This is a genomic window from Pseudomonas sp. NBRC 111123, assembly GCF_001320205.1.
GTDB classification, from domain to species: domain Bacteria; phylum Pseudomonadota; class Gammaproteobacteria; order Pseudomonadales; family Pseudomonadaceae; genus Aquipseudomonas; species Aquipseudomonas putida_J.
The window spans coordinates 1-21531 of the sequence record NZ_BCAZ01000017.1; the positions used below are offsets into that span (position 1 = coordinate 1).

The 21531-nt window shown below is 64.9% G+C and carries 22 protein-coding genes; 14 read left to right on the plus strand and 8 right to left on the minus strand.

The window, feature by feature from the left end; translation table 11 throughout:
* Positions 1-105: 105 nt before the first annotated feature.
* The 5 genes from APH27_RS11005 to APH27_RS11025 all read right to left on the minus strand — a co-directional run bounded on the left by APH27_RS11005 (position 106) and on the right by APH27_RS11025 (position 3259).
* The gene (locus tag APH27_RS11005; RefSeq protein WP_060484805.1) at positions 106-1158 is read right to left on the minus strand and encodes a DUF1615 domain-containing protein; all 1053 of its coding nucleotides are present in this window, start codon (positions 1156-1158) and stop codon (positions 106-108) included.
* A gap of 26 nt (positions 1159-1184) precedes the next feature.
* Complete coding sequence (locus tag APH27_RS11010) at positions 1185-1736, minus strand: hydrolase (RefSeq protein ID WP_060484806.1); 552 nt, start codon at positions 1734-1736, stop codon at positions 1185-1187.
* Between the two features lie 57 nt (positions 1737-1793).
* Positions 1794-2513 carry a thioesterase II family protein gene (locus tag APH27_RS11015; protein ID WP_060484807.1) on the minus strand — a complete coding sequence of 240 codons (720 nt, stop codon included), beginning with the start codon at positions 2511-2513 and terminating at the stop codon, positions 1794-1796.
* Entirely contained in the window at positions 2510-2731 is a 222-nt protein-coding gene (locus tag APH27_RS11020) for an MbtH family protein (RefSeq protein WP_027918508.1), read from the minus strand. The genes APH27_RS11015 and APH27_RS11020 overlap by 4 nt, the downstream gene beginning before the upstream one ends.
* Positions 2732-2857: 126 nt before the next feature.
* Positions 2858-3259: a hypothetical protein gene (locus tag APH27_RS11025; RefSeq protein ID WP_027918507.1), complete on the minus strand. Its 402-nt coding sequence runs from the start codon at positions 3257-3259 to the stop codon at positions 2858-2860.
* Between the two features lie 223 nt (positions 3260-3482).
* Between APH27_RS11025 and purU the strand changes: the two genes are divergently transcribed.
* From purU to APH27_RS11055, 6 genes are read left to right on the plus strand one after another with little or no spacing between them, the layout of a single operon-like run.
* Positions 3483-4349 carry a formyltetrahydrofolate deformylase gene (gene purU, locus APH27_RS11030; protein ID WP_060484808.1) on the plus strand — a complete coding sequence of 289 codons (867 nt, stop codon included), beginning with the start codon at positions 3483-3485 and terminating at the stop codon, positions 4347-4349.
* On the plus strand, positions 4346-5257 hold the full coding sequence (gene folD / locus APH27_RS11035) for a bifunctional methylenetetrahydrofolate dehydrogenase/methenyltetrahydrofolate cyclohydrolase FolD (RefSeq protein WP_060484809.1): 912 nt from the start codon (positions 4346-4348) through the stop codon (positions 5255-5257). Before purU ends, folD begins: the two co-directional genes overlap by 4 nt.
* Positions 5239-6480 (plus strand): FAD-dependent oxidoreductase, encoded by a 1242-nt coding sequence (locus APH27_RS11040; protein ID WP_027918504.1) that lies wholly within the window; start codon positions 5239-5241, stop codon positions 6478-6480. Before folD ends, APH27_RS11040 begins: the two co-directional genes overlap by 19 nt.
* A 12-nt stretch (positions 6481-6492) precedes the next feature.
* Complete coding sequence (locus APH27_RS11045; protein WP_027918503.1) at positions 6493-6798, plus strand: sarcosine oxidase subunit delta; 306 nt, start codon at positions 6493-6495, stop codon at positions 6796-6798.
* A complete protein-coding gene (locus APH27_RS11050) occupies positions 6795-9698 on the plus strand; it encodes an FAD-dependent oxidoreductase (protein WP_060484810.1) in 2904 nt (967 codons plus the stop codon). The genes APH27_RS11045 and APH27_RS11050 overlap by 4 nt, the downstream gene beginning before the upstream one ends.
* Before the next feature lie 3 nt (positions 9699-9701).
* On the plus strand, positions 9702-10307 hold the full coding sequence (locus tag APH27_RS11055; protein ID WP_060484811.1) for a sarcosine oxidase: 606 nt from the start codon (positions 9702-9704) through the stop codon (positions 10305-10307).
* Between the two features lie 117 nt (positions 10308-10424).
* Here APH27_RS11055 and APH27_RS11060 read toward each other — a convergent pair whose 3' ends face one another.
* Positions 10425-11309 carry a LysR family transcriptional regulator gene (locus tag APH27_RS11060; RefSeq protein WP_060484812.1) on the minus strand — a complete coding sequence of 295 codons (885 nt, stop codon included), beginning with the start codon at positions 11307-11309 and terminating at the stop codon, positions 10425-10427.
* Positions 11310-11455: 146 nt separating this feature from the next.
* On the opposite strand from APH27_RS11060, the gene APH27_RS11065 reads away from it, so the two are divergent.
* A complete protein-coding gene (locus APH27_RS11065) occupies positions 11456-12475 on the plus strand; it encodes an alpha/beta hydrolase (protein WP_060484813.1) in 1020 nt (339 codons plus the stop codon).
* A gap of 88 nt (positions 12476-12563) precedes the next feature.
* Positions 12564-13286, plus strand: a complete 723-nt coding sequence (locus APH27_RS11070) for a pirin family protein (protein WP_060484814.1) — start codon at positions 12564-12566, stop codon at positions 13284-13286.
* Between the two features lie 162 nt (positions 13287-13448).
* Here APH27_RS11070 and APH27_RS11075 read toward each other — a convergent pair whose 3' ends face one another.
* Positions 13449-13742 carry a DUF1330 domain-containing protein gene (locus APH27_RS11075; protein ID WP_060484815.1) on the minus strand — a complete coding sequence of 98 codons (294 nt, stop codon included), beginning with the start codon at positions 13740-13742 and terminating at the stop codon, positions 13449-13451.
* A 77-nt stretch (positions 13743-13819) separates the two neighbouring features.
* Between APH27_RS11075 and ribBA the strand changes: the two genes are divergently transcribed.
* The 5 genes from ribBA (at position 13820) to APH27_RS11100 (ending at position 19217) form a co-directional block, all read left to right on the plus strand.
* Positions 13820-14941 (plus strand): bifunctional 3,4-dihydroxy-2-butanone-4-phosphate synthase/GTP cyclohydrolase II, encoded by a 1122-nt coding sequence (gene ribBA, locus APH27_RS11080; RefSeq protein ID WP_060484816.1) that lies wholly within the window; start codon positions 13820-13822, stop codon positions 14939-14941.
* Positions 14942-15293: 352 nt separating this feature from the next.
* Positions 15294-16319 carry a polyamine ABC transporter substrate-binding protein gene (locus APH27_RS11085; protein WP_027919926.1) on the plus strand — a complete coding sequence of 342 codons (1026 nt, stop codon included), beginning with the start codon at positions 15294-15296 and terminating at the stop codon, positions 16317-16319.
* Entirely contained in the window at positions 16316-17233 is a 918-nt protein-coding gene (locus APH27_RS11090) for an ABC transporter permease (RefSeq protein WP_033696399.1), read from the plus strand. Before APH27_RS11085 ends, APH27_RS11090 begins: the two co-directional genes overlap by 4 nt.
* Before the next feature lie 6 nt (positions 17234-17239).
* Positions 17240-18049 carry an ABC transporter permease gene (locus tag APH27_RS11095; protein WP_027919924.1) on the plus strand — a complete coding sequence of 270 codons (810 nt, stop codon included), beginning with the start codon at positions 17240-17242 and terminating at the stop codon, positions 18047-18049.
* Between the two features lie 19 nt (positions 18050-18068).
* Positions 18069-19217 carry an ABC transporter ATP-binding protein gene (locus APH27_RS11100; protein WP_027919923.1) on the plus strand — a complete coding sequence of 383 codons (1149 nt, stop codon included), beginning with the start codon at positions 18069-18071 and terminating at the stop codon, positions 19215-19217.
* A 153-nt stretch (positions 19218-19370) separates the two neighbouring features.
* On the opposite strand, the gene APH27_RS11105 is transcribed toward APH27_RS11100, so the two are convergent.
* On the minus strand, positions 19371-20282 hold the full coding sequence (locus APH27_RS11105; protein WP_027919922.1) for a LysR substrate-binding domain-containing protein: 912 nt from the start codon (positions 20280-20282) through the stop codon (positions 19371-19373).
* A 96-nt stretch (positions 20283-20378) separates the two neighbouring features.
* On the opposite strand from APH27_RS11105, the gene APH27_RS11110 reads away from it, so the two are divergent.
* Positions 20379-21479, plus strand: a complete 1101-nt coding sequence (locus APH27_RS11110; RefSeq protein WP_060484817.1) for a tartrate dehydrogenase — start codon at positions 20379-20381, stop codon at positions 21477-21479.
* The last annotated feature ends 52 nt before the right edge of the window (positions 21480-21531 follow it).

Sequence of the window (21531 nt, forward strand, 5' to 3'; positions counted from 1 at the left end):
CGGCGCTCGATTCCATAGGCGCTGAACCTGTCATGGCGAGCACAGGATGGCCCTGACGCCATCCCCACGCAAACCGACGCGAAGAAACCGGTACAGGCAAAAAAACTACCGGTTCATGCACCGTTCATAGCGCTCATCCACCCGCCCGGCAAACCACGCAGTGGTCAACTTGCGGGTGATCTTCGGGCTCTTCAGCTCGATCCCGGGCAGCACCGCCCGCGCCACCGGCTTGCCTGCCGCCGCATCGGCCAGGGCAAACACGCCGCTGTACAGCTTGCTGTCCTCGAACGCCAGGCTATCCCCCAATTCCAGCTGGCTGCGGATCTGTGGATTACGCAGCCCCAGCTTCACCCCCAGCTTGCGCGCTGCCTGCTCGGTGCTGCCGGGCATGATCGAACCCGGGGCGATCAGGTCGCCATCCAGCGCCAGGTCCGCCCCCGTGACCTTGCTCAAGGCTGCCTGGAACGCGGCATTACGGCTGGCGTACCAACCCGCGTTGAAATCGGCGAAGCGGTACAGCTGCCGTTCGTAATGCGTCGGGTAGCCGAGCAGGTGGGCAATACCGAAGTACATGCCCCCACGGCGGCTGAACACTTCCTGGCGAATGGTGCCGTCGTAGGCGTAGGGATAATCCTTGGCGTGCTTTTCCGCGAACTCGATGCTGACCTGCATCGGCCCACCGGTGTGCACCGGGTTCAAGTCCCCAAGCAAGGTCTTGCCCAGTGGCAGGCGAGCGATGAACTCGTCGTACAGCGCACTCAGCTGCTTCTCGCTGCGCACCGCCAGCAGGCGCTGCTGATAGCTCTGGCCGTTACCCGAGGGGGTCTTCAGTGCGCCGTCGACCAGCAGACCGGGGATGTGCAGGCGCGCCGCACGGCGGTCGATTTCTTCGCGGGCGATGCGCCCGAGGTTTGGCACCTGCGGGTCGGCGTTGAAGGTCGACTCCTGCTCGGTCACCGCCAGCACGGCGCACAGGTTGCGCTTGCTCGGCGTGATGCGCTGAGCCTCGAAGGCCAACTGGATGTCCTTGGCCCAGCCTTCGCGGTCCTTGGCCTGCGCTGGCAACAGGCGCAGCAGCTGGGCACGCACCTTGGCCGGGTCGGCTTCAGGTTCTTCCTCGTGGCGCCCGGCGCAGCCCTGCAACAGCGCCAGGGCCATCAGCCCTGCCGCCAGCAGCCGCCCGTTCAGGGCTGTTCACCGACCATGTAGGTCTTGCTGATATGGCGGAACTGCGGGTGGCTGGCGCTGCCCATGAGCTCGAACAACACCATTTCCCGGGTCACCACCTGCGCCCCGGCCTGGCGCATGCGTGCCAGCCCCGCCGCCTTGTTGGCCGGCGTGCGGCTGTCACAGGCATCCTCGACCACGAACACCTGCTTGCCCAGGGCCAGCAGGCCGAGCACGGTCTGCAGCACGCAGACGTGGGTTTCCATGCCGCAGACGATTACCTGCTCGCGGGCCATCAGGCTGGCGGGCAGGCACTCGGCGGCCACACACGAGAAATGGGTCTTTTCCACCACCTCGGCAGCCTGGGCAGCGGCGAGCAGTGCAGGCAAGGTATGGCCCAGACCTTTGGGGTACTGCTCGGAAATCACCACCGGGAGCTCCAGGTCGGCACAGGCGGCCAGCAACCAGCGCGCGCGGTCGCCGGTGCCTTGCGGGTCGCTCATGGCGCCGATGAGTTTTTCCTGGATGTCGACGACCAGCAGCGTGGCCTTGCGATGTTCGATCAGCATTGTCTGCCCCTTGCCTGGGAAAAGGCCTAGCCTCCCCCAGGCAGGCGGCGGCGTCAATCAGGCAGAAAGCCTATGCGCTTCAAGGGCCTGCGTCAGCGCGCCGAGCACCTGGTCTTCGTGTTCATGGATAAAGAAGTGGCCGCCAGGGAACATCTGCAGCGTGAACGTGCCGTGGGTCTCCTGGCGCCAGGCCTGCAGTTGCTCTGCGCTGGCCCGATCCGCTTCGCCCCCCAGCACGTGCAGTGGGCACGGCAAGGCCGGCCGCTGGCGGTAGAGGTAACGGCCGCAGAGCAGAAAGTCGGCACGCAGGATCGGCAACGTCAGGCTCATCAGCTCGGCGTTGTCCAGCACCTCTGGCGGGGTGCCGTTGAGCTCGCGCAGCTCGTGCTTGAGTTCATCGTCGCTCTTGGGCACGCGCCAGTTGTTGCCGTCATAGTCCTCGCGCCGGGTCGGCGCTGCGGTGCCGCAGGCGAACAACGCGGACGGTGGCGGGCAGCCCAGCGCGTGCAGTTCGTGGGCCAGCTCAAAGGCCAGCAAAGCGCCCAGGCTGTGGCCAAGCAACGCGTATGGGGCGTTGGCGGTCAGCCGATGCTCGCTGGCCAGCTGCCGGGCCAAGGCCTGCATGTCGGTCTGCAGCGGCTCGCCCATGCGCGCGCCGCGCCCGGGCAACTCTACCGGGCGCACCTGCAGCCAGGCCGGCAGCTTGCGCCGCCAGCGGCTGTAGACCATAGCACTGGCCCCGGAGTAAGGCAGGCACAGCAGGTTGAGCGTGGTCACTGAGCGGCAGCTTCAGCCATCTGCTGGCGCAGGCTCAGGGGGCGCATGTCGGTCCACACTTCGTCGATGTAGGCCAGGCAATCCTTCTTCAGGCCGCTCTTGCCCACCGCGCGCCAACCTTCGGGGATGGCCTTGTAGTCCGGCCAGATGGAATATTGCTCTTCGTGGTTGACCACTACCTGGAACTGGATATCGTCGCGGTCGAATACGGAAGTCATTGCCTGTCTCCTTGAGTGTTGGATGCCGCTGCGCGCTTGGCGCAGGGAGGTTCTCAGGTAGACGTAGGACGCTTCATAAAAATTAGCGCCCCGGCAAGGCCGCTCCAACAAAAAACGCGCCTGCTCTCAGGTGTTACGCAACAGGTCGTGAGCATCCAGCAAGCGGAACGCCACCTCTGGATTGCGTTCCAGGCCCCGGCGGATCGCGGCCGGGATCGACTGGCGGGTTTTGCGGCACAGGCCGGGCTGGTCGTCCAGTTCAATAACGATGCCGCGCATGGTACGTACCTCGTTGAAGCCTGGGCTGATGTGCACGCGGATGCCGAGGTTTTCGTACAGCTTCAGCTGCAGACGCTGCAGGTCTTCGAGGTCCTTGAGGTGTTCCAAGCGTTCGAGCAGGCGCTTTTCTTCCTGGCGGGTGAGCAGCAGGATGCGCTGGGCCGCCGGCGGGTGCTCGACCAGGTGTTCGCGGCCGCAGTCACAGGCGCCAGGGGGGCACGGTTGGCGAAGCGGGGGTGGGGAGCTCATGGAGCAATCATAGCCTCACGGCCAGTTCGCGGTGAACGCCTGACCAGAACTTTCCTGACAGGATAAAAAATTTCACAAACCACTAGACCGCACCCCCTCGCTTCGCCTATAAATCGCCCAAGGGAAATTTATATTCCCACCAAGAAACATCACTTCGCCCGCCGCGAAACTTCTTTTGCCCTTGTGCCCGACCTGCCCCACTCCATCACGAGGCCTATCCGACATGTACCCCGCTCCCGATCACTTCATCCTGCGCGTCAGTTGCCCGGCCGTGTCAGGCATCGTCGCCGCGGTGACCACCTACCTGGCCGAGCACGGTTGCTACATCAGCGAGATGGCGCAGTTCGACGACGAGGACAATGGCCGCTTCTTCATGCGCGCCGTGTTCCGCTACAACACCGGCATCACGGGTGACACCCCGCAACTGGAAGCGGGTTTCGCCGACGTGGCCCGGCGTTTCGACATGGACTGGAGCCTGCACAGCAGTGCCCGGCCGCTGCGCGTGTTGCTGATGGTCAGCAAGTTCGACCACTGCCTGGCCGACCTGCTCTACCGCCACGCCAAAGGCGAGCTGGACATGCAGATTACCGCCGTGGTCTCCAACCACCTCGACCTGCGGCCGATGGCCGAGCGCCAGGGCATCCGCTTCGTCTACCTGCCGGTGACCAAAGAGACCAAGGCCGAGCAGGAAGCCGCGTTGATGCGCATCGTCGAGGACACCGGCACCGAGCTGGTGGTGCTGGCGCGCTACATGCAGATCCTCTCCGATGACCTGTGCCGCCAGCTGTCGGGCCGGGCGATCAACATCCACCACTCGTTCCTGCCCGGCTTCAAGGGTGCCAAACCCTATCACCAGGCTTACCAGCGCGGGGTCAAGCTGATCGGCGCCACCGCCCATTACGTCACCAGCGACCTCGACGAAGGCCCGATCATCGAACAGGAAGTGCAGCGCGTGGACCACGCCTACGCCCCCGGCGACCTGGTGGCGATCGGCCGCGACACCGAGACCATCGCCCTGTCCCGCGCAGTGAAGTACCACCTCGAACACCGGGTGTTCCTCAACCACGACCGCACGGTGATCTTCAAATGAACGTCATCCCCAGCATCAAGCTGATCGACGGCAAGGCCACTGCGACGCGGGTGCTGGCCGAGGTCCGCGAGCAGGTGCAACGCTTGCGCCAGGCTGGCGTGCAGCCGGGCCTGGCAGTGGTGTTGGTCGGGGCCGACGCAGCCAGCCAGGTGTATGTGCGCAACAAGGTGCTGCGCGCCGAGGAAGTGGGCATCCGGTCGCTGGAACACCGCCTGCCAGCCGACACCACCCAGGCGCAGCTGCTGACCTTGATCGACCGGCTCAACCGTGACTGCGGGGTCAACGGCATCCTCGTGCAATTGCCGTTGCCCAAGCATGTGGACGAACACCGCATTCTCCAGGCGATCAGCCCACTGAAGGACGTCGACGGATTCCACAGCGAAAACGTCGGCGGCCTGGCCCAGGGGCGTGACGTGCTCACCCCCTGTACACCCAGCGGCTGCATGCGCCTGCTGCGCGATGCCTGCGGCGAATTGCGCGGCAAGCATGCGGTGGTGGTCGGGCGCTCGAACATCGTCGGCAAACCCATGGCCGCCCTGCTGCTGCAGGCCGACTGCACGGTGACCGTGGTGCACTCGCGCAGCCGCGACTTGCCAGCACTGTGCCGCCAGGCCGATATCGTCGTCGCCGCCGTCGGCAAGCCGCGCCTGATCGGTGCCGACTGGCTCAAGCCCGGCGCGGTGGTGATCGACGTCGGCATCAACCGCATCGAGGAGGCCGGCCACAGCCGCCTGGTCGGTGACGTCGACTTCGCCGCCGCACTGCCCCAGGTCGCCGCCATCACCCCGGTGCCCGGCGGCGTCGGCCCGATGACCATCGCCTACCTGATGAAAAACACCCTGCTCGCCCTCGACCTGCAGCAACAGGCCGCCCACCCGGAGCGCACCGCATGCCTTTCGCCCTGCTGAAATACGGCCTGAGCGCCGACTACCCGGTGGAGGTCGACCTGCCGCCACCGTGCGAACTCAAGCCACGCTACGACGTGGTGATCATTGGCGGCGGCGGCCATGGCCTGGCCATCGCCTACTACCTGGCCAAGTACCACGGCGTGACCCATGTCGCGGTGCTGGAAAAGGCCTACCTGGGCGGCGGCAACACTGCGCGCAACACCGCGGTGATCCGCTCCAACTACCTGACGTCCGAGGGCGTGCGCTTCTACGCAGAATCGGTGCGGATGTTCCAGAACCTGTCCAACGAGTTCGACTTCAACATCATGTACTCCGAGCGTGGCCAACTGACCCTGGCGCACACAGACGCCACAGTGCGCGCCTTCCGCCAGCGCGCCGAGGTGAACAAGCACTTCGGCGGGCGCACCGAAATGATCGACCGCCAACAGATCCGCGAGCTGGTGCCGAGCCTGAACCTCGACCCCGGGCACTTGCCGGTGCTTGCGGGGCTGTGGCACATCGACGGCGCCACCGCGCGCCACGATGCGGTGGCCTGGGGCTACGCCAAGCAGGCCGCCAAGCGCGGCGTGGAGATCCATCAGCTGACCGACGTGCAGGACCTGCTGATCCGCAACGGCCGCATCGAAGCGGTCAAGACCAACCGCGGCACCGTGCAGTGCGGTTGCGTGGTGCAGGCGGTGGCCGGTGCCAGTTCGCTACTGATGGCCAAGGCGGGCATCCGCGCGCCGATCCACACCTACCCGCTGCAAGCCATGGTCACTCAGCCGTTCAAACCGTTCCTCGACCCGCTGGTGAGCTCTTCGGCGCTGCACTGCTACGTGCAGCAGACCAGCCGTGGCGAGATCGTCTTCGGCGGCGGCTCCGACCCGTACCCGCTGTACAACACCCGCTCCACCCTCGACCTCAAGGAAAGCCTGCTGGCCCATGCCATCGAGATGTTCCCGTTCATGGCCAACGCCAAGCTGATGCGCCAGTGGGCCGGGATGACCGACATGACCCCGGACTACAGCCCGATCATGGGCCTGTCGCCGGTCGAGAACTATTACCTGGATGCCGGTTGGGGCACCTGGGGCTTCAAGGCGACGCCGATCTGCGGCAAGACCATGGCCGAGCTGGTCGCCAGCGGCGGCAAGGTGCCAGACATGATTGCGCCATTCGCCCTGGAGCGCTTCAGCCGTTTCCAGCAAGTCAACGAAATGGGCGCCACTGCGGCCAGCCACTAGGAGCATACGACGATGAAGATCCTGACCTGCCCCTTGAACGGCCCGCGCAACATCAGCGAGTTCACCTACGGCGGCGAGTTCAAGCACATGCCCGACCCGGCCAGTTGCAGTGACGCCGAGTGGGCCGACTACGTGTTCAACAGCGACAACCTGGCCGGCGTGGTCATCGAATGGTGGCTGCACAACGCCTCCAGCTACTGGTTCCTGGCCGAGCGCCACACTGTCAGCGACCAGGTACTGCGCACCTTCGATCCCAAACAACTGTTCGACCGCCGCGTCGACTTCAGCCCCGCCGCCACCCCGGAGATCGCCGGATGAACAGCCTCACTCGCCTCCCCGCGCCCATGGGCCTGCTGATCGACCGCGAGCGGCCCGTTCGTTTCGAATTCGACGGCCAGGCCTGCTCGGGCTTTGCCGGTGACACCATTGCCAGCGCCCTGCTTGGCAACGGCCGCTGGTTGCTGTCGCGCTCGTTCAAATACCACCGCCCGCGTGGCCCGCTGAGCATGGCCGGGCAGGACGCCAATACCCTGGTGCAACTACCCGAAGAGCCCAACGTGCTGGCCGACATGGAAGCCGCCCGTGATGGCCAGGTGGTCACCGGGCAGAACTTCAGCGGCAGCCTGGAGCACGACCGCGACGCCTATCTGGGCAAGTTCTCGCGCTTCATGCCAGTGGGCTTCTACTACCGCTCGTTCTACAAGCCCAAGGGCATGTGGAAGGTCTGGGAGCCGCTGATCCGCAAGAAGGCCGGCCTCGGCGTGCTGGACCTGGGCTTCAGGCCGCAGTATTACGACAAGGCCTATCTGTTTGTCGATGTCGCCGTCATCGGTGCTGGCCCGGCTGGCCTGCGCGCTGCGCTGGACGCGGCCAATGCCGGGGCCAAGGTGTTGCTGGTCGAGCAGCAGCCGGTACTGGGCGGCTCGCTGACCTACGCCCGCTTCGACATCGCCGGCAGCCGCGCCAGCAGCCTGCGCAAGGAACTGCTGGCCGCCGTCGAAGGGCACCCGAACATACAGGTGTTGTGCGAGGCCACCTGCAACGGCTGGTTCACCGACAACTACCTGCCGGTGATCCAGCACAAACGCCTGTACAAGGTGCGGGCCACGCGCTGCCTGGTGGCGGCCGGCTCGTTCGACCAGCCCGTGGTATTCCGCAACAACGACCTGCCCGGGGTGATGCTGACCAGTGCCGCGCAGCGGCTGATGAAGCTTTACGCCGTGAAGCCGGGGCAGCGTGCGGTGATCCTCACCGGCCACGATGACGGCTACCTGGCCGCGCTCGACCTGCAGGAGCAAGGCGTGGCCGTCGCCGCCCTGGTCGACATGCGCGCCGCGCCTGCCGATGCCGCGCTGGCCAGCGAGCTGAAGCGCCGCGACATTCCCCTGCACCTGGGCTGCACCGTCTATGAAGCCCTGCACGAAGCAGGCCTGCGCCATGTCACGGGCGCGGACATCCGCCCGGTCACTGGCCAGGGCAAGGTTGCCGAGCAGGGCCTGCGTGTGGCCTGCGACTTGCTGTGCATGTCCGCCGGCTACATGCCGGTGTACCAACTGCTGTGCCAGGCCGGTGGCAAGCTGGCCTATGACGTCAACCGTGACGAGTTCGCCATCAGCAACCTGCCAGCCGGGCTGGGTATCGCAGGCTCCGTGAACGGCCGCCACCGCCTGGACAACGTGCTAACCGACGCCAGCCGCGGCGCTGCTGAAGCACTCGCCGCGCTGGGCCTGCAAGCACCTACGCCATCGGCCTACGTTGCCGAGGCCAAGATCAACTTCCCCTGGCCGATCTTCCCACACCCCAAGGGCAAGGACTTCGTCGACTTTGACGAGGACCTGCAAGTGCGCGATATCGTCAACGCCACCCGCAGCGGCTACCGCGACATACAACTGGTCAAGCGCTTCTCCACGGTCGGCATGGGCCCGTCCCAGGGCCGCCACTCGGCACTGCCCACCGCGCGCCTGGTGGCCCAGGCCACCGGCCGCAGCATCAGCGAAACCGGGGTGACCACCGCCCGCCCGCCGTTCCAGGCAGAGAAGCTGGCGCATGTCGCCGGTCGCGCATTCGACCCGTACCGGCAGACGCCAATGCACCGCCGCCACCTGCAAGCCGGCGCGAAGATGATGCCTGCCGGCATCTGGCAGCGCCCGGCCTTTTACGGCAAGCCCGAAGAGCGCGAGCGCTGCATGCAGGAGGAGGCCCGCCATGTGCGCGAGAAAGTCGGCCTGATCGACGTCTCCACCCTCGGAGGCCTGGATGTGCGCGGCCCGGACGCCGCCGAGCTGCTGGAGCGCCTGTACACCTTCGGCTTCGCCAAGCTGCCCATCGGCCGCACCCGCTATGCGCTGATGACCAACGAGCACGGCGTGGTGATCGACGACGGCGTCTGTGCGCGGCTGGCCGAGCAGCACTTCTATGTCACCACCACCACCAGCGGCGTCGACCGCATCTACCAGCAGATGCTCAAGTGGAACGCGCAGTGGCGCCTGGACGTGGACATCACCAACGTGACTGCCGCGCTGGCTGCGGTCAACCTGGCCGGGCCACTGTCGCGCCAGGTGCTGGCCAAGGTCTGTGACGATGTCGACCTGTCGGCCGCTGCCTTCCCCTACCTGGGTGTACGCCTGGGCACGGTGGCCGGCATCCCGGCGCGTATCCTGCGCGTCGGCTTCGTCGGGGAGCTGGGTTACGAAGTGCACGTGCCGGCGCGCCACGCCGAGCGCCTGTGGGACGCCCTGATGCAGGCCGGTGCAGGGCTGGGCATCCGCCCTTTCGGCGTCGAGACCCAGCGCCTGCTGCGCCTGGAAAAAGGCCACGTAATCATCAGCCAGGACACCGACGGCATGACCCACCCGGCGGAAATCGACATGCAGTGGGCGATCGGCCGCAAGAAGCCGTTCTTCGTCGGCAAGCGCTCGATCGAGATCCTCGAAGCCCAGCCACTCAAGCGCAAGCTGGTCGGCTTCACCCTGCCCAAAGGCAGCCCGCAGCCACTGGAAGGCCACCTGGTGCTGGACGGCCCGGACATCAGCGGCAACGTCACCTCCTGCGAGTACTCGCAAACCCTGGGGCAGATCATCGGCATGGCCTACGCCAGCGCCCATCAGGCGACGCCTGGCATGCACATCCCGATCCGCGTTGAAGGCGGCCTGATGGTCAATGCCAAGGTGGTGCAACTGCCCTTCCATGACCCCGACAACCTGCGCCAGGAGCTCTGAGCCATGACCCGTCTGAAAGCCGAAGCCTTCATCCCACGCAGCCCCCGGACCGAGCTGCTGCACACCTGTGCGTTGAGCGACCTGACCAACCTGGCGCGGGTCGGGTTTCGCGGGGGGGACAGTGCGGCGTATTTGCAGGAGCGTGGATACCGTTTGCCAGCGCTGCCCAACCAGGCGTTGCGCCAGGATGACGGCAGCTGGGTGGCGCGCCTGTCGGCCAGCGAGTATCTGTTGCTGGGCAGCTTTGCCGACCAGGGTGCACGGGTAGCCGCCGAAGAACAGGCTTGGGTGCAGGATGCCCGGCGCAACTACCTGCTGCCGCGCCAGGACAGCCATGCCTGGTTGCAGCTGTCGGGGGAACACTGCAGTGCGGTGATGGCCAAGTTGTGCGGGGTCGATTTGCGTCCGCAGGCGTTTGCGGTCGGGGCCGTGGCGCAGACTTCGGCGGCGCGGATCAATGTGATCGTGGTGAATGTCGGGAGTGATCAGCTACCGGCGTTGCAGCTGCTGTTCGACAGGGCGTCGCTGGCGTATTTCCAGGAAGCGGTGCTGGATGCCATGGGTGAGTTCGAGGGTGGGTGGGTTGGGGTGGACGAGTTGGAGGTTTGATATCCCTGGGGGCCGCTCTGCGGCCCTTTCGCGACACAAGGCCGCTCCTACAGGGGGAATGCGATCGCCTGTAGGAGCGGCCTTGTGTCGCGAAAGGGCTGCAAAGCAGCCCCAGCTTTACAGCTGCACCAACCGCTCGCGCAGGAAGTTCACAAACCCCTGCACCGGCCGCGCCACCTGGCGGTGCTGGGGGTACACCGCCGACAGCTGCAACGCTGGCGTCGCCCACTCATCCAGCACCGTCACCAGCCGCCCGTCCGCCAGCGCCTGCCCGACGATGAAGGTCGGCAAATAGGTCACCCCCATCCCGGCAATCGCCGCATCCCTTAGCAACTCGCCGTTGTTCGCCCGCATGCGCCCGCTCACCTGGATCGTCTGCACCTTGCCGCCCTGGCGGAACTGCCACTGCACCTGCCGCGAGTGCCCGTAGGGCAGGCAATCATGTTCGGCCAGCGCTTCCGGCTTGGCCGGTACGCCACGTGCGTCGAGGTAGGCCGGGCTCGCGCAATACACCCGCGCGACATCGGCAATGCGCCGGGCAATCAGGCTGGAGTCCTCCAGCGCACCGATACGCAGCGCCAGGTCGTAGCCCTCGCCGATCAGGTCCACCGGGCGGTCGCTGAGGTCCACCTCCACATCCACCTGGGGATGCAACTGCAGAAACTCGGTCAGCAGGCAGCCCAGGTGAGCCATGGCGAACGACAGCGGCGCACTGACGCGCAAGGTGCCGCGCAAGGCCTGGGCCTGGCCGCTGATGTCGTGCTCCACCTGCTGCACCTCGCCCAGCAGGCGCAGCGCCGACTGGTAATAGTGCTGGCCCAGCGGTGTGGCGTCCAGGCGCCGGGTGGAGCGGTTGAGCAGGCGCACGCCAAGGCGCTCTTCGAGCTGCATCAGGCGGCGGCTGACCGATTGCTTGGACATGCCCAGGCGGTCGGCAGCGGCGGTGAAACTACCAGCCTCCATGACCTGGGCAAAGATGCGCATGTCTTCGTAGGGGTTCATTGTCTCGCTCTTGGTGACAGTCAAACGCTTTATAGCGGCTTTTTCTCGAAAGCGCATCGTCTTAATCTACACACAGGTCGCAGCGATGGCCCTGAAGGCCAGGCAAGACGCCCAATACCAACACTTGAACAGAAAAGGATTCGCGCATGAACATTGTCCACAAGGGCCTCACCGCTTCCCTCCTCGCCCTGTCCGTATCGACCGCATTCGCCGCCGGCAGCCCAGGCGTCGAACAGCACACCCAGGCCTTCCTCGAAGCGCTGGAACAAGGGGGTGGCAAGCCGCTCGAGCAGCTCAGCCCGAAAGACGCCCGCGCCGTGCTGACCGGCGCCCAGGCTTCGGTGAAGGTCGACCTGTCCGGTATCGAGGTCAAGGAACGCACCATCACGGCCAACGGCCAGTCGATCAAGCTGCAAGTGGTGCGCCCGGCCAATGTCAAAGGTGACCTGCCCGTGTTCATGTTCTTCCACGGCGGCGGCTGGGTGCTCGGCGACTTCCCGACCCACCAGCGGCTGATCCGGGACCTGGTGGTCGGCTCTGGCGCGGTGGCGGTCTACGTGGACTACACCCCATCGCCAGAGGCGCACTACCCGACGGCGATCAACCAGGCCTACGCCGCAACCCAGTGGGTGGCCGAACACGGCAAGGAAATCGGTGTCGACGGCACGCGCCTGGCCGTCGCAGGCAACAGCGTTGGCGGCAACATGGCGGCAGTGGTTGCGCTCAAGGCCAAAGAGGCCGGCACCCCGGCACTGCGCTTCCAGTTGCTGCTGTGGCCGGTGACCGATGCCAGCTTCGAGACTGCGTCGTACAAGCAGTTTGCCGAGGGGCACTTCCTCACCACCGGGATGATGAAATGGTTCTGGGACAACTACACCACCGACGCCAAGGCTCGGGAACAGATCGACGCCTCGCCGCTGCGCGCCAGCAGCGAGCAGCTCAAGGGCCTGCCGCCAGCACTGGTGCAGACTGCCGAATTCGATGTGCTGCGGGACGAGGGTGAGGCTTATGCACGCAAGCTGAATGCGGCGGGCGTAACGGTGACCTCAGTACGGTACAACGGCATGATCCATGACTATGGGCTGCTCAACCCGTTGAGCCAGGTGCCAGCAGTAAAAGCGGCGATGCGCCAGGCGGCTGGGGAATTGAAGGTGCATCTGCAGTGACTCGTTGACAACAAAAGACCCGCCCAGGCGGGTCTTTTTCCAACAGCCGCCAGCCCTTTCAGCCTCGGCGTTTCAAGGAGAATTCACCATGCTCACCGTCCGTAACGCTCAAGACCGCGGCCTGGCCTTTCATGGCTGGCTGAAATCCTTCCACACCTTCTCGTTTGGCCATTACCGCAACCCCGACGAGCAGGGTTTCTCCGACCTGCTGGTCATCAACGATGACCGTGTCATTGCCGGTAAAGGCTTTGGCGAGCATCCTCACCGCGACATGGAAATCTTCTCCTATGTGCTTGAAGGCGCACTGGAGCACAAGGACACCCTGGGCACTGGCTCGGTGATCCGGCCGGGCGATGTTCAGCTGATGAGTGCCGGCCACGGCGTGGCGCACAGCGAGTTCAACCACAGCCAGGCGCAGCCGGTGCACTTCCTGCAAATCTGGATCGTGCCCAACGTCAAAGGGGCGACACCGCGTTATCAGCAACAGCACTTCAGTGCCGAGGAGAAGCGCGGCAAGTTGCGCCTGATCATCTCGCCGGATGGGGCCGAGGGGTCATTGCAGGTACGGCAGAACGCGCGGGTGTATGCCGGGCTGTTTGATGGAGCGGAACGCGCGTCGCTGGTCTTGCCGGAAAACCGCCATGCCTATGTGCATGTGGCTCGTGGCAGCATCGAGCTCAATGGCCAGGTGCTGAATGAAGGCGACGGCGTGCGGGTGCGCCAGGAACAGCTGCTGGAGCTGGGCAATGGCTTGGATGCCGAAGTGCTGGTGTTCGACCTGCGGCCCAATGAACTTCCCGGTATGCCATAAGCAGGACCGGCCTCTTCGCGGGTAAACCCGCTCCCACAGGAACACCACTGAATTCGAAACTTGTGATGTACCTGTGGGCCTCCTCAAGAACATCACTGAATTCGAAACTTGTGGTGCACCTGTGGGAGCGGGTTTACCCGCGAAAGGGCCATCAGCCTTCACTCAAGGCTCGAACCCTTCAACGATGATCACCTCAGCCTTTGCCACCCCTTGGCGATGGCTGCACGCCTCCTGGTACAGCTCGGACCGGTAGCACGCCAGCGCCTGCTCATACGAATCGAACTCGATCACCACGCTACGCTGTGGAGTGGGCCGCCCCTCCAGCGCCTCGCTGCGCCCGCCGCGGGCCAGGAAGCGGCCGCCGAATGCCTTGAAGGCAGCGGGAGCGCGCTGGGTGTACTGCTGATACTGCTCGGGGTCGGTCACATCGACGTGGGCGATCCAATAGGCCTTCATCCGCTGCTCTCCTGTTACAACGATATTTGTGTATGATGGTATACCATAAAATCACCCCACCACAGTGAGCGTGCAACATGGCATTCAACACCATCGAGGAACTCCTCGAGGACTACCGGCAAGGCAAGATGGTCCTGCTGGTGGACGACGAGGACCGGGAAAACGAAGGCGACCTGCTGATCGCTGCCGAGCGCTGTGACGCCCAAGCCATCAACTTCATGGCCCGTGAAGCACGCGGCCTGATCTGCCTGACCCTGACCGACGATCATTGCCAGCGCCTGGGCCTGGAGCAAATGGTACCGGCCAACGGCAGCGTGTTCAGCACCGCTTTCACCGTGTCGATCGAAGCCGCCAGCGGCGTCACCACCGGCATCTCCGCCGCCGACCGGGCACGCACCGTGGCCGCCGCCATGGCGCCCGATGCCCGCCCCGAAGACCTGGTGCAGCCCGGCCACATCTTCCCCCTGCGTGCCCGCGAAGGCGGTGTGCTGACCCGCGCCGGGCACACCGAAGCCGGTTGTGACCTGGCCCGGCTGGCCGGTTTTATCCCGGCCTCGGTGATCGTAGAGGTGCTCAACGATGACGGCACCATGGCCCGGCGCCCCGACCTGGAAGTATTCGCCGCGCAACACGACATCAAGATCGGCACCATCGCCGACCTGATCCACTACCGCCTGAGCACCGAGCAGACCATCAAGCGCATCGGCGAGCGCGAGCTGCCGACCGTGCACGGCACGTTCCGCCTCGTGACCTACGAGGATCGCATCGAAGGCGGCGTGCACATGGCCATGGTCATGGGCGATATACGGCGTGAGCAGCCGACCCTGGTGCGGGTGCATGTGATCGACCCGCTGCGCGACCTGGTCGGTGCCGAATACGCCGGGCCCGCCAACTGGACGCTTTGGGCGGCGTTGCAGAAAGTCGCCGAGGAAGGTGCCGGGGTGGTGGTGATCCTGGCCAACCACGAGTCTTCCCAGGCGTTGCTCGAACGCGTGCCGCAGCTGACCCAACCGATTCGTCCCTACCAGCGTGGGCAGTCGAAGGTGTATTCGGAGGTCGGTACCGGTGCGCAAATTCTGCAGGACCTGGGCGTGGGCAAGCTGCGTCACCTGGGCCCGCCGCTGAAGTATGCAGGGTTGGCCGGCTATGAGCTGGAAGTGGTACAGAGCATTCCGTTCGAGCCGAGCATGGTTGGCTGACACGGGCCCTGTAAGAGCGGCCTTGTGTCGCGAAAGGGCCGCACAGCGGCTCCAGCAATTCATGTGTCGACGCCGAAACCCTGGGGCCACTTCGTGGCCCTTTCGCGACACAAGGCCGCTTCTACAAGTGCTGCGGCAGTCTGATGAGGACGGAGTGATGGCCGGTCGCCTCATGCCTCTTGCCAAAAGTTTGGAATACCATAATATGATATCCCGTAGACCTTGAATCTGCAGGCCGGCACCTACAATTACAAACGGCCACAAGACACTTTGTTTTAGCTGCTCCCCGAACACTGTTGGCGGGCGCACCAGAAGCCCCGCCTCGAATAACAAAAGCAACGAGGGCGTAACCATGCTGTTGAGCAAACGTGTAACCGCAGTGCTGTCCGCCAGCCTGCTGACCCTGGCATGTCAGGCCGCCCAGGCCGCCGACAGCCTCAATTTCGTCAGCTGGGGCGGTACCACCCAGGACGCCCAGAAAGAAGCATGGGCCGTACCCTTCAGCAAATCGACCGACATCAAAGTCGTCCAGGACGGCCCGACCGACTACGGCAAGCTCAAGGCCATGGTCGAAAGCGGCAACGTGCAGTGGGACGTGGTCGACGTCGAAGCCGACTTTGCCTTGCGTGCCGCCAGCGAAGGCCTGCTCGAACCCCTCGATTTCAACCAGATCAAGCGCGACAAGATCGACCCGCGCTTCGTTTCCGATCACGGTGTCGGCTCGTTCTTCTTCTCCTTCGTGCTCGGTTACAACGAAGGCAAGCTCGGTGCCAACAAGCCGGTCGACTGGACCGCGCTGTTCGACACCAAGACCTACCCTGGCAAGCGCGCCCTCTACAAATGGCCTAGCCCCGGCGTGCTGGAACTGGCCCTGCTGGCCGACGGCGTAGCCCCCAAAGACCTCTACCCGCTGGACCTGGACCGCGCCTTCAAGAAGCTCGACACCATCAAGAAAGACATCGTCTGGTGGGGCGGTGGCGCCCAGTCGCAGCAACTGCTGGCCTCCGGTGAAGCCTCGCTCGGCCAGTTCTGGAACGGCCGCGTCTATGCCCTGCAGCAAGACGGTGCACCGGTGGGCGTGAGCTGGAAGCAGAACCTGGTCATGGCCGACTTCCTGGTCATCCCGAAAGGTTCGAAGAACAAGGACGCGGCCATGAAGTTCCTGGCCAACGCCAGCAGCGCCGAAGGCCAGGCCGCATTCGCCAACAAGACCGCCTACGCCCCGGTGAACATCGACAGCGTGGCCAAGCTCGACAAAGACCTCGCGCCGAACCTGCCGACCGCCTACGCCCAGGACCAGGTCACCCTGGACTTCGCCTACTGGGCTAAAAACGGTCAGGCCATCGCAGCCCGCTGGAATGAGTGGTTGGTCAAATGAAAGTCGCCATCAACGCCCTGCATAACGCGCAAGGTGCCCCCACGGGCACCGGCGCCCCGGGAACGGCCCCGCGCCGCGTCAGCCTGAGCCAACGATGGAAAGGCAGCCGCAACCTGCTGCCGGCCCTGCTGTTCCTGGGCCTGTTCTTCTTCGCCCCGCTGATCGGCCTGTTGCTGCGCGGGGTGCTGGAGCCAACGCCAGGGCTGGGCAACTACGAGCAGCTGTTCGCCAACTCGGCTTATGCACGGGTACTGTTCAACACCTTCTCGGTGGCCGGCGTGGTCACCCTGATCAGCGTGCTGCTGGGCTTCCCGCTGGCCTGGGCGATCACCCTGGTGCCCAATGGCTGGGGCCGCTGGCTGCTGAACATCGTGCTGCTGTCGATGTGGACCAGCCTGCTGGCACGCACCTACTCGTGGCTGGTGCTGCTGCAGAGCTCGGGGGTGATCAACAAGGCGTTGATGGCCATGGGTATCATCGATACCCCGCTGGAGATGGTGCACAACCTCACCGGCGTGGTGATCGGCATGAGCTACATCATGATCCCGTTCATCGTGCTGCCGCTGCAGGCGACCATGCACGCCATCGACCCGATGGTGCTGCAGGCCGGCTCGATCTGCGGCGCCAGCCCGTGGACCAACTTCTGGAAAGTGTTCCTGCCGCTGTGCCGCTCGGGGCTGTTCTCCGGGGCGCTGATGGTGTTCGTGATGTCTCTGGGCTACTACGTCACCCCGGCCCTGCTCGGGGGTGCACAGAACATGATGCTGCCTGAGTTCATCATCCAGCAGGTGCAGTCGTTCCTCAACTGGGGCCTGGCCAGCGCCGCCGCCGCACTGCTGGTGGTCATCACCCTGGTGCTCTTCTACCTGTACCTGAAGCTGCAGCCGGAATCGCCGGTTGGCAACGCGAGGTAAACCGCCATGCTCCTGTCTCCCAATGCCATGGGCCGCCCGCTGCGTACGGGCCTGTACCTGACCACCGGGGTCATCGCGGCCTTCCTGCTGCTGCCGGTGGTGTTCATCGTGTTGCTGTCGTTCGGCTCGTCCCAGTGGCTGGTGTTCCCGCCGCCGGGCTGGACCTTCAAGTGGTACGGCCAGTTCTTCTCCAACCCGGAGTGGATGGACGCCGCCCTGGCCAGCCTCAAGGTCGCCGTGCTGACCACCATCGCTGCCGTGCTGCTCGGCCTGCCTACCGCCTTCGCCCTGGTGCGTGGCCGCTTCCCTGGCCGCGAAATGCTCTATGGGCTGTTCACCATGCCGATGATCGTGCCGCTGGTGATCATCGCCGTGGCGGTGTATGCGCTGTTCCTCAAACTGGGCTACACCGGCACGCTGTTCGCCTTCGTGGTCAGCCATGTGATCGTCGCCCTGCCCTTCACCATCATCTCGATCATCAACTCGCTGAAGCTGTTCGACCAGTCGATCGAGGATGCTGCGGTGATCTGTGGTGCCTCGCGCCTGCAGGCGATCTTCAAGGTGACCTTCCCGGCGATTCGCCCGGGCATGATCGCCGGTGGCCTGTTCGCCTTCCTGGTGTCGTGGGATGAAGTGGTGCTGAGCGTGATGATGGCCAGCCCCGACCTGCAGACCTTGCCGGTGAAGATGTGGACCACCCTGCGCCAGGATCTGAGCCCGGTGATCGCCGTGGCCTCGACCCTGCTGATCGGCCTGTCGCTGCTTGTCATGTTCATTGCCGCCGCCTTGCGCCGGCGCACCGAAGTCAACGCCTGAGCGTGCGGAGAAAACAACAATGAGTGCAGTCATCAAAGACAACGCGCACGGCAAGACCCTGGTCAGCCTGCGTGGCCTGAACAAGCACTACGGCGACTTCACCGCCGTGGACAACCTCGACCTGGAGATCCAGGACGGCGAGTTCCTGACCTTCCTCGGCTCCAGCGGCTCGGGCAAGTCCACCACGCTGTCGATGCTGGCCGGCTTCGAAACGCCAAGCAGCGGCGAGATCCTGGTCGAAGGCCAATCGCTGGTGAACGTGCCGCCGCACAAGCGCGACATCGGCATGGTGTTCCAGCGTTACTCGCTGTTCCCGCACCTGAACGTGCGTGACAACATCGGCTTCCCGCTGGCCATTCGCAAGCTCAGCGCCACCGAGACCACCAAGCGCGTCGATGCCATGCTCAAGCTGGTGCAGCTGGAGCAATTCGCCCACCGCAAGCCGTCGCAGATGTCCGGTGGCCAGCAGCAGCGTGTGGCGATTGCCCGGGCGCTGGTGTACGAGCCGCGCATCCTGCTGATGGACGAGCCGCTCGGCGCTCTGGACAAGAAACTGCGCGAAGACCTGCAGGACGAATTGCGCCAGCTGCACCGCCGGCTGGGCATCACCATCGTCTACGTGACCCATGACCAGGAAGAAGCCATGCGCCTGTCCCAGCGCATCGCCATCTTCAGCCATGGCAAGATCGTTGGCCTGGGTACCGGCTACGACCTTTACCAGAACCCGCCAAATGCTTTTGTTGCGTCGTTCCTGGGCAACTCGAACTTCCTGCGGATCAAGGCCAACAGCAATGGTGCAGGCAGCTTCGAGGGCCAGCCGGTGGCGATTCGTCTGACCCCAGGCCTCACCGCGCAACAGGATGCGCTGATCATGGTGCGGCCGGAAAAAGCACTGGCCCTGACTGCCGAGCAGGCCGCACGGGAGCCATTGCCTGCGGGCTGGAACGAGGTAACTGCGAAGGTGGGAGAGGTGCTGTTCCTGGGCGAGAGCCAGACTTGCCATGTGGTGACCGCCGGCGGTACCGAGCTGACGGTGAAGGCGCTTTCGGCCGCCGGGATGCCGATGCAGCCGGGCGATAACGTGAAAGTGCGCTGGGCGGTGGCGGATGCCTGCATCTACACCGAGTGGGCGGAAAGTGACCTGAGCAAGTCGGCCGGGGCGCATTGATCCCAGCGGGTTAATGGCTGTGCCGGCCCTTCGCGGGTAAATCGGGGCGCCGAACCGCCGCTCCCACAGGCATTGCACAAAATTTGAATGCAGTGGAGTACCTGTGGGAGCGGCGGTTCGGCGCCCCGATTTACCCGCGAAGGGCCGGCACTGTCAGCCCGGGATCTGAAACCTCTCGGTGAAATACTGGCGGAAGAACGCCACCGCCACCCGCACCTTGGCCGACCCGGCCAGCGGCGCGGTATACACCGCCCAGATATCGGCACTCTGCCGATACCCTTCCAGCACCTGCACCAACCGGCCATCGGCCAGGCTGTCGTGCACATCCCACCATGACCGCAGCACGATCCCGCGCCCGTCCAGGCACCACTGGTGCACCACTTCACCGTGGTTGCTCGACAGCGCGCCGGTAACCCGCACACTTTCCTCGCCAGCAGGCCCTTCAAGGTGCCAGAGACCGAACGGATGGTCGCGCTCCTTGATCACCAGGCAGTCATGGCTGGCCAGGTCGGCCAGGGTCTTCGGCGTGCCGCGCCGGGCCAGGTAATCCGGCGCCGCACACAGCACCCGCCAGTTGCGCGCCAGACGCTTGGCGATCAGGTTCGGGGCAATCTGGTCGCCGACGCGGATGTCCAGATCGACCCCCTCGGCCGCCAGGTCCACCAGGCGGTCATGCACGTCCAGGCGTATGTCCAGCCGTGGGTAGCGCGCCGCCAGCTCCGACAACGCCGGCGCCACCATCCGCCGGCCCAGGCCCAGGCTGCTGGCGATGCGCAACTGCCCGGCCGGCTCGCGCTGGCCGGCGTCCAGGTCATCGCCCATGCGCTGCAGGGCCTCGAAAATCTGCTGCGCCCACTGGTAGACCCGCTCGCCCTCCTCGCTCACCGTCACCCGCCGGGTGGTGCGGTGCAGCAGGCGCACCCCCAGGTCCGCCTCGAGCAGGCGGATGCGCTTGCTGACGAACGCCGCCGACATGCCGCGGGCGTCGGCCACCGCCGCAAAACTCGCGCGGCGGGCCACTTGAAGGAAGATCTCGAGGTCGTCGAGGCTCGGCAGATTATTCACGATACGTACACCAAGAATGCATGAACTGGCTGATTATCCATGAAGCAAACGCTTATAGCATGGCCCACATCAGATCCCCAGACACAAGGTGTGGCCATGACCAAGACCAAGACTTTCAAGATCGCCGCGATCCCCGGTGACGGCATCGGCAATGAAGTGCTGCCCGAAGGCATCCGCGTGCTCGAAGCCACCGCCCGCAAGCACGGCCTGGACCTGCAGTTCGAGTTCTTCGAGTGGGCCAGCTGCGACTACTACCTGGCCCACGGCAAGATGATGCCAGACGACTGGTTCGACCAGCTCAAGGGCTTCGACGCCTTGTACTTCGGTGCCGTCGGCTGGCCCGACAAGGTGCCTGACCATATTTCCCTGTGGGGTTCGCTGCTCAAGTTCCGCCGCGACTTCGACCAGTACGTGAACATCCGCCCGGTGCGCCTGTTCCCCGGCGTACCCTGCCCGCTGGTCGGCAAGCAGCCTGGCGATATCGACTTCGTGGTGGTGCGGGAGAACACCGAAGGCGAGTACTCGTCGCTGGGTGGGCGCATGTTCGAAGGGACCGCCAACGAATTCGTCCTGCAGGAATCGGTGTTCACCCGCCGTGGCGTCGACCGGATTCTCGAATATGCCTTCGAGCTCGCGCACAATCGCCCGCGTCAGCATGTGACCTCGGCCACCAAGTCCAACGGCATGGCCGTGAGCATGCCTTACTGGGACGAGCGCACCGCCGCCGTGGCCGCACACTACCCGCAGATCAGCTGGGACAAGCAGCACATCGACATCCTTTGCGCACGCTTCGTGCTGCAGCCGGAGCGCTTCGACGTGGTGGTGGCCTCCAACCTGTTCGGCGACATCCTCTCTGACCTCGGGCCAGCCTGCACCGGTACCATCGGCATCGCGCCGTCGGCCAACCTGAACCCCGAGCGCAAATTCCCGTCGTTGTTCGAACCGGTGCATGGCTCGGCACCGGACATCTTCGGCAGGCACATCGCCAACCCGATCGGCATGATCTGGTCGGGCGCGCTGATGCTCGAGTTTCTCGGCAAGGAAACGGCTGACAGCCGTTACCAGACAGCACACGATGACATCCTGCAGGCCATCGAGGCGGTCATTGCCAGCGGTGCGACCACGCCTGACATGGGCGGCAGCCGCTCGACCCAGGCAGTCGGCCAAGCCATCGTCGAGGCGCTGAACGCCGCCTGACAGTCACATTTCGGTCACGCCTGCGTCGTAATCTGCCGGGCAACTCTATGCC

Excerpts from the sequence above, each read along its gene's own strand:
- APH27_RS11005 (WP_060484805.1), bottom strand. The coding sequence starts at position 1,158 with ATGGCCCTGGCGCTGTTGCAGGGCTGCGCCGGGCGCCACGAGGAAGAA.
- APH27_RS11010 (WP_060484806.1), bottom strand. The coding sequence starts at position 1,736 with ATGCTGATCGAACATCGCAAGGCCACGCTGCTGGTCGTCGACATCCAG.
- APH27_RS11020 (WP_027918508.1), bottom strand. The coding sequence starts at position 2,731 with ATGACTTCCGTATTCGACCGCGACGATATCCAGTTCCAGGTAGTGGTC.
- APH27_RS11025 (WP_027918507.1), bottom strand. The coding sequence starts at position 3,259 with ATGAGCTCCCCACCCCCGCTTCGCCAACCGTGCCCCCCTGGCGCCTGT.
- purU (WP_060484808.1), top strand. The coding sequence starts at position 3,483 with ATGTACCCCGCTCCCGATCACTTCATCCTGCGCGTCAGTTGCCCGGCC.
- folD (WP_060484809.1), top strand. The coding sequence starts at position 4,346 with ATGAACGTCATCCCCAGCATCAAGCTGATCGACGGCAAGGCCACTGCG.
- APH27_RS11040 (WP_027918504.1), top strand. The coding sequence starts at position 5,239 with ATGCCTTTCGCCCTGCTGAAATACGGCCTGAGCGCCGACTACCCGGTG.
- APH27_RS11045 (WP_027918503.1), top strand. The coding sequence starts at position 6,493 with ATGAAGATCCTGACCTGCCCCTTGAACGGCCCGCGCAACATCAGCGAG.
- APH27_RS11050 (WP_060484810.1), top strand. The coding sequence starts at position 6,795 with ATGAACAGCCTCACTCGCCTCCCCGCGCCCATGGGCCTGCTGATCGAC.
- APH27_RS11055 (WP_060484811.1), top strand. The coding sequence starts at position 9,702 with ATGACCCGTCTGAAAGCCGAAGCCTTCATCCCACGCAGCCCCCGGACC.
- APH27_RS11060 (WP_060484812.1), bottom strand. The coding sequence starts at position 11,309 with ATGAACCCCTACGAAGACATGCGCATCTTTGCCCAGGTCATGGAGGCT.
- APH27_RS11065 (WP_060484813.1), top strand. The coding sequence starts at position 11,456 with ATGAACATTGTCCACAAGGGCCTCACCGCTTCCCTCCTCGCCCTGTCC.
- APH27_RS11070 (WP_060484814.1), top strand. The coding sequence starts at position 12,564 with ATGCTCACCGTCCGTAACGCTCAAGACCGCGGCCTGGCCTTTCATGGC.
- APH27_RS11075 (WP_060484815.1), bottom strand. The coding sequence starts at position 13,742 with ATGAAGGCCTATTGGATCGCCCACGTCGATGTGACCGACCCCGAGCAG.
- ribBA (WP_060484816.1), top strand. The coding sequence starts at position 13,820 with ATGGCATTCAACACCATCGAGGAACTCCTCGAGGACTACCGGCAAGGC.
- APH27_RS11085 (WP_027919926.1), top strand. The coding sequence starts at position 15,294 with ATGCTGTTGAGCAAACGTGTAACCGCAGTGCTGTCCGCCAGCCTGCTG.
- APH27_RS11090 (WP_033696399.1), top strand. The coding sequence starts at position 16,316 with ATGAAAGTCGCCATCAACGCCCTGCATAACGCGCAAGGTGCCCCCACG.
- APH27_RS11095 (WP_027919924.1), top strand. The coding sequence starts at position 17,240 with ATGCTCCTGTCTCCCAATGCCATGGGCCGCCCGCTGCGTACGGGCCTG.
- APH27_RS11100 (WP_027919923.1), top strand. The coding sequence starts at position 18,069 with ATGAGTGCAGTCATCAAAGACAACGCGCACGGCAAGACCCTGGTCAGC.
- APH27_RS11110 (WP_060484817.1), top strand. The coding sequence starts at position 20,379 with ATGACCAAGACCAAGACTTTCAAGATCGCCGCGATCCCCGGTGACGGC.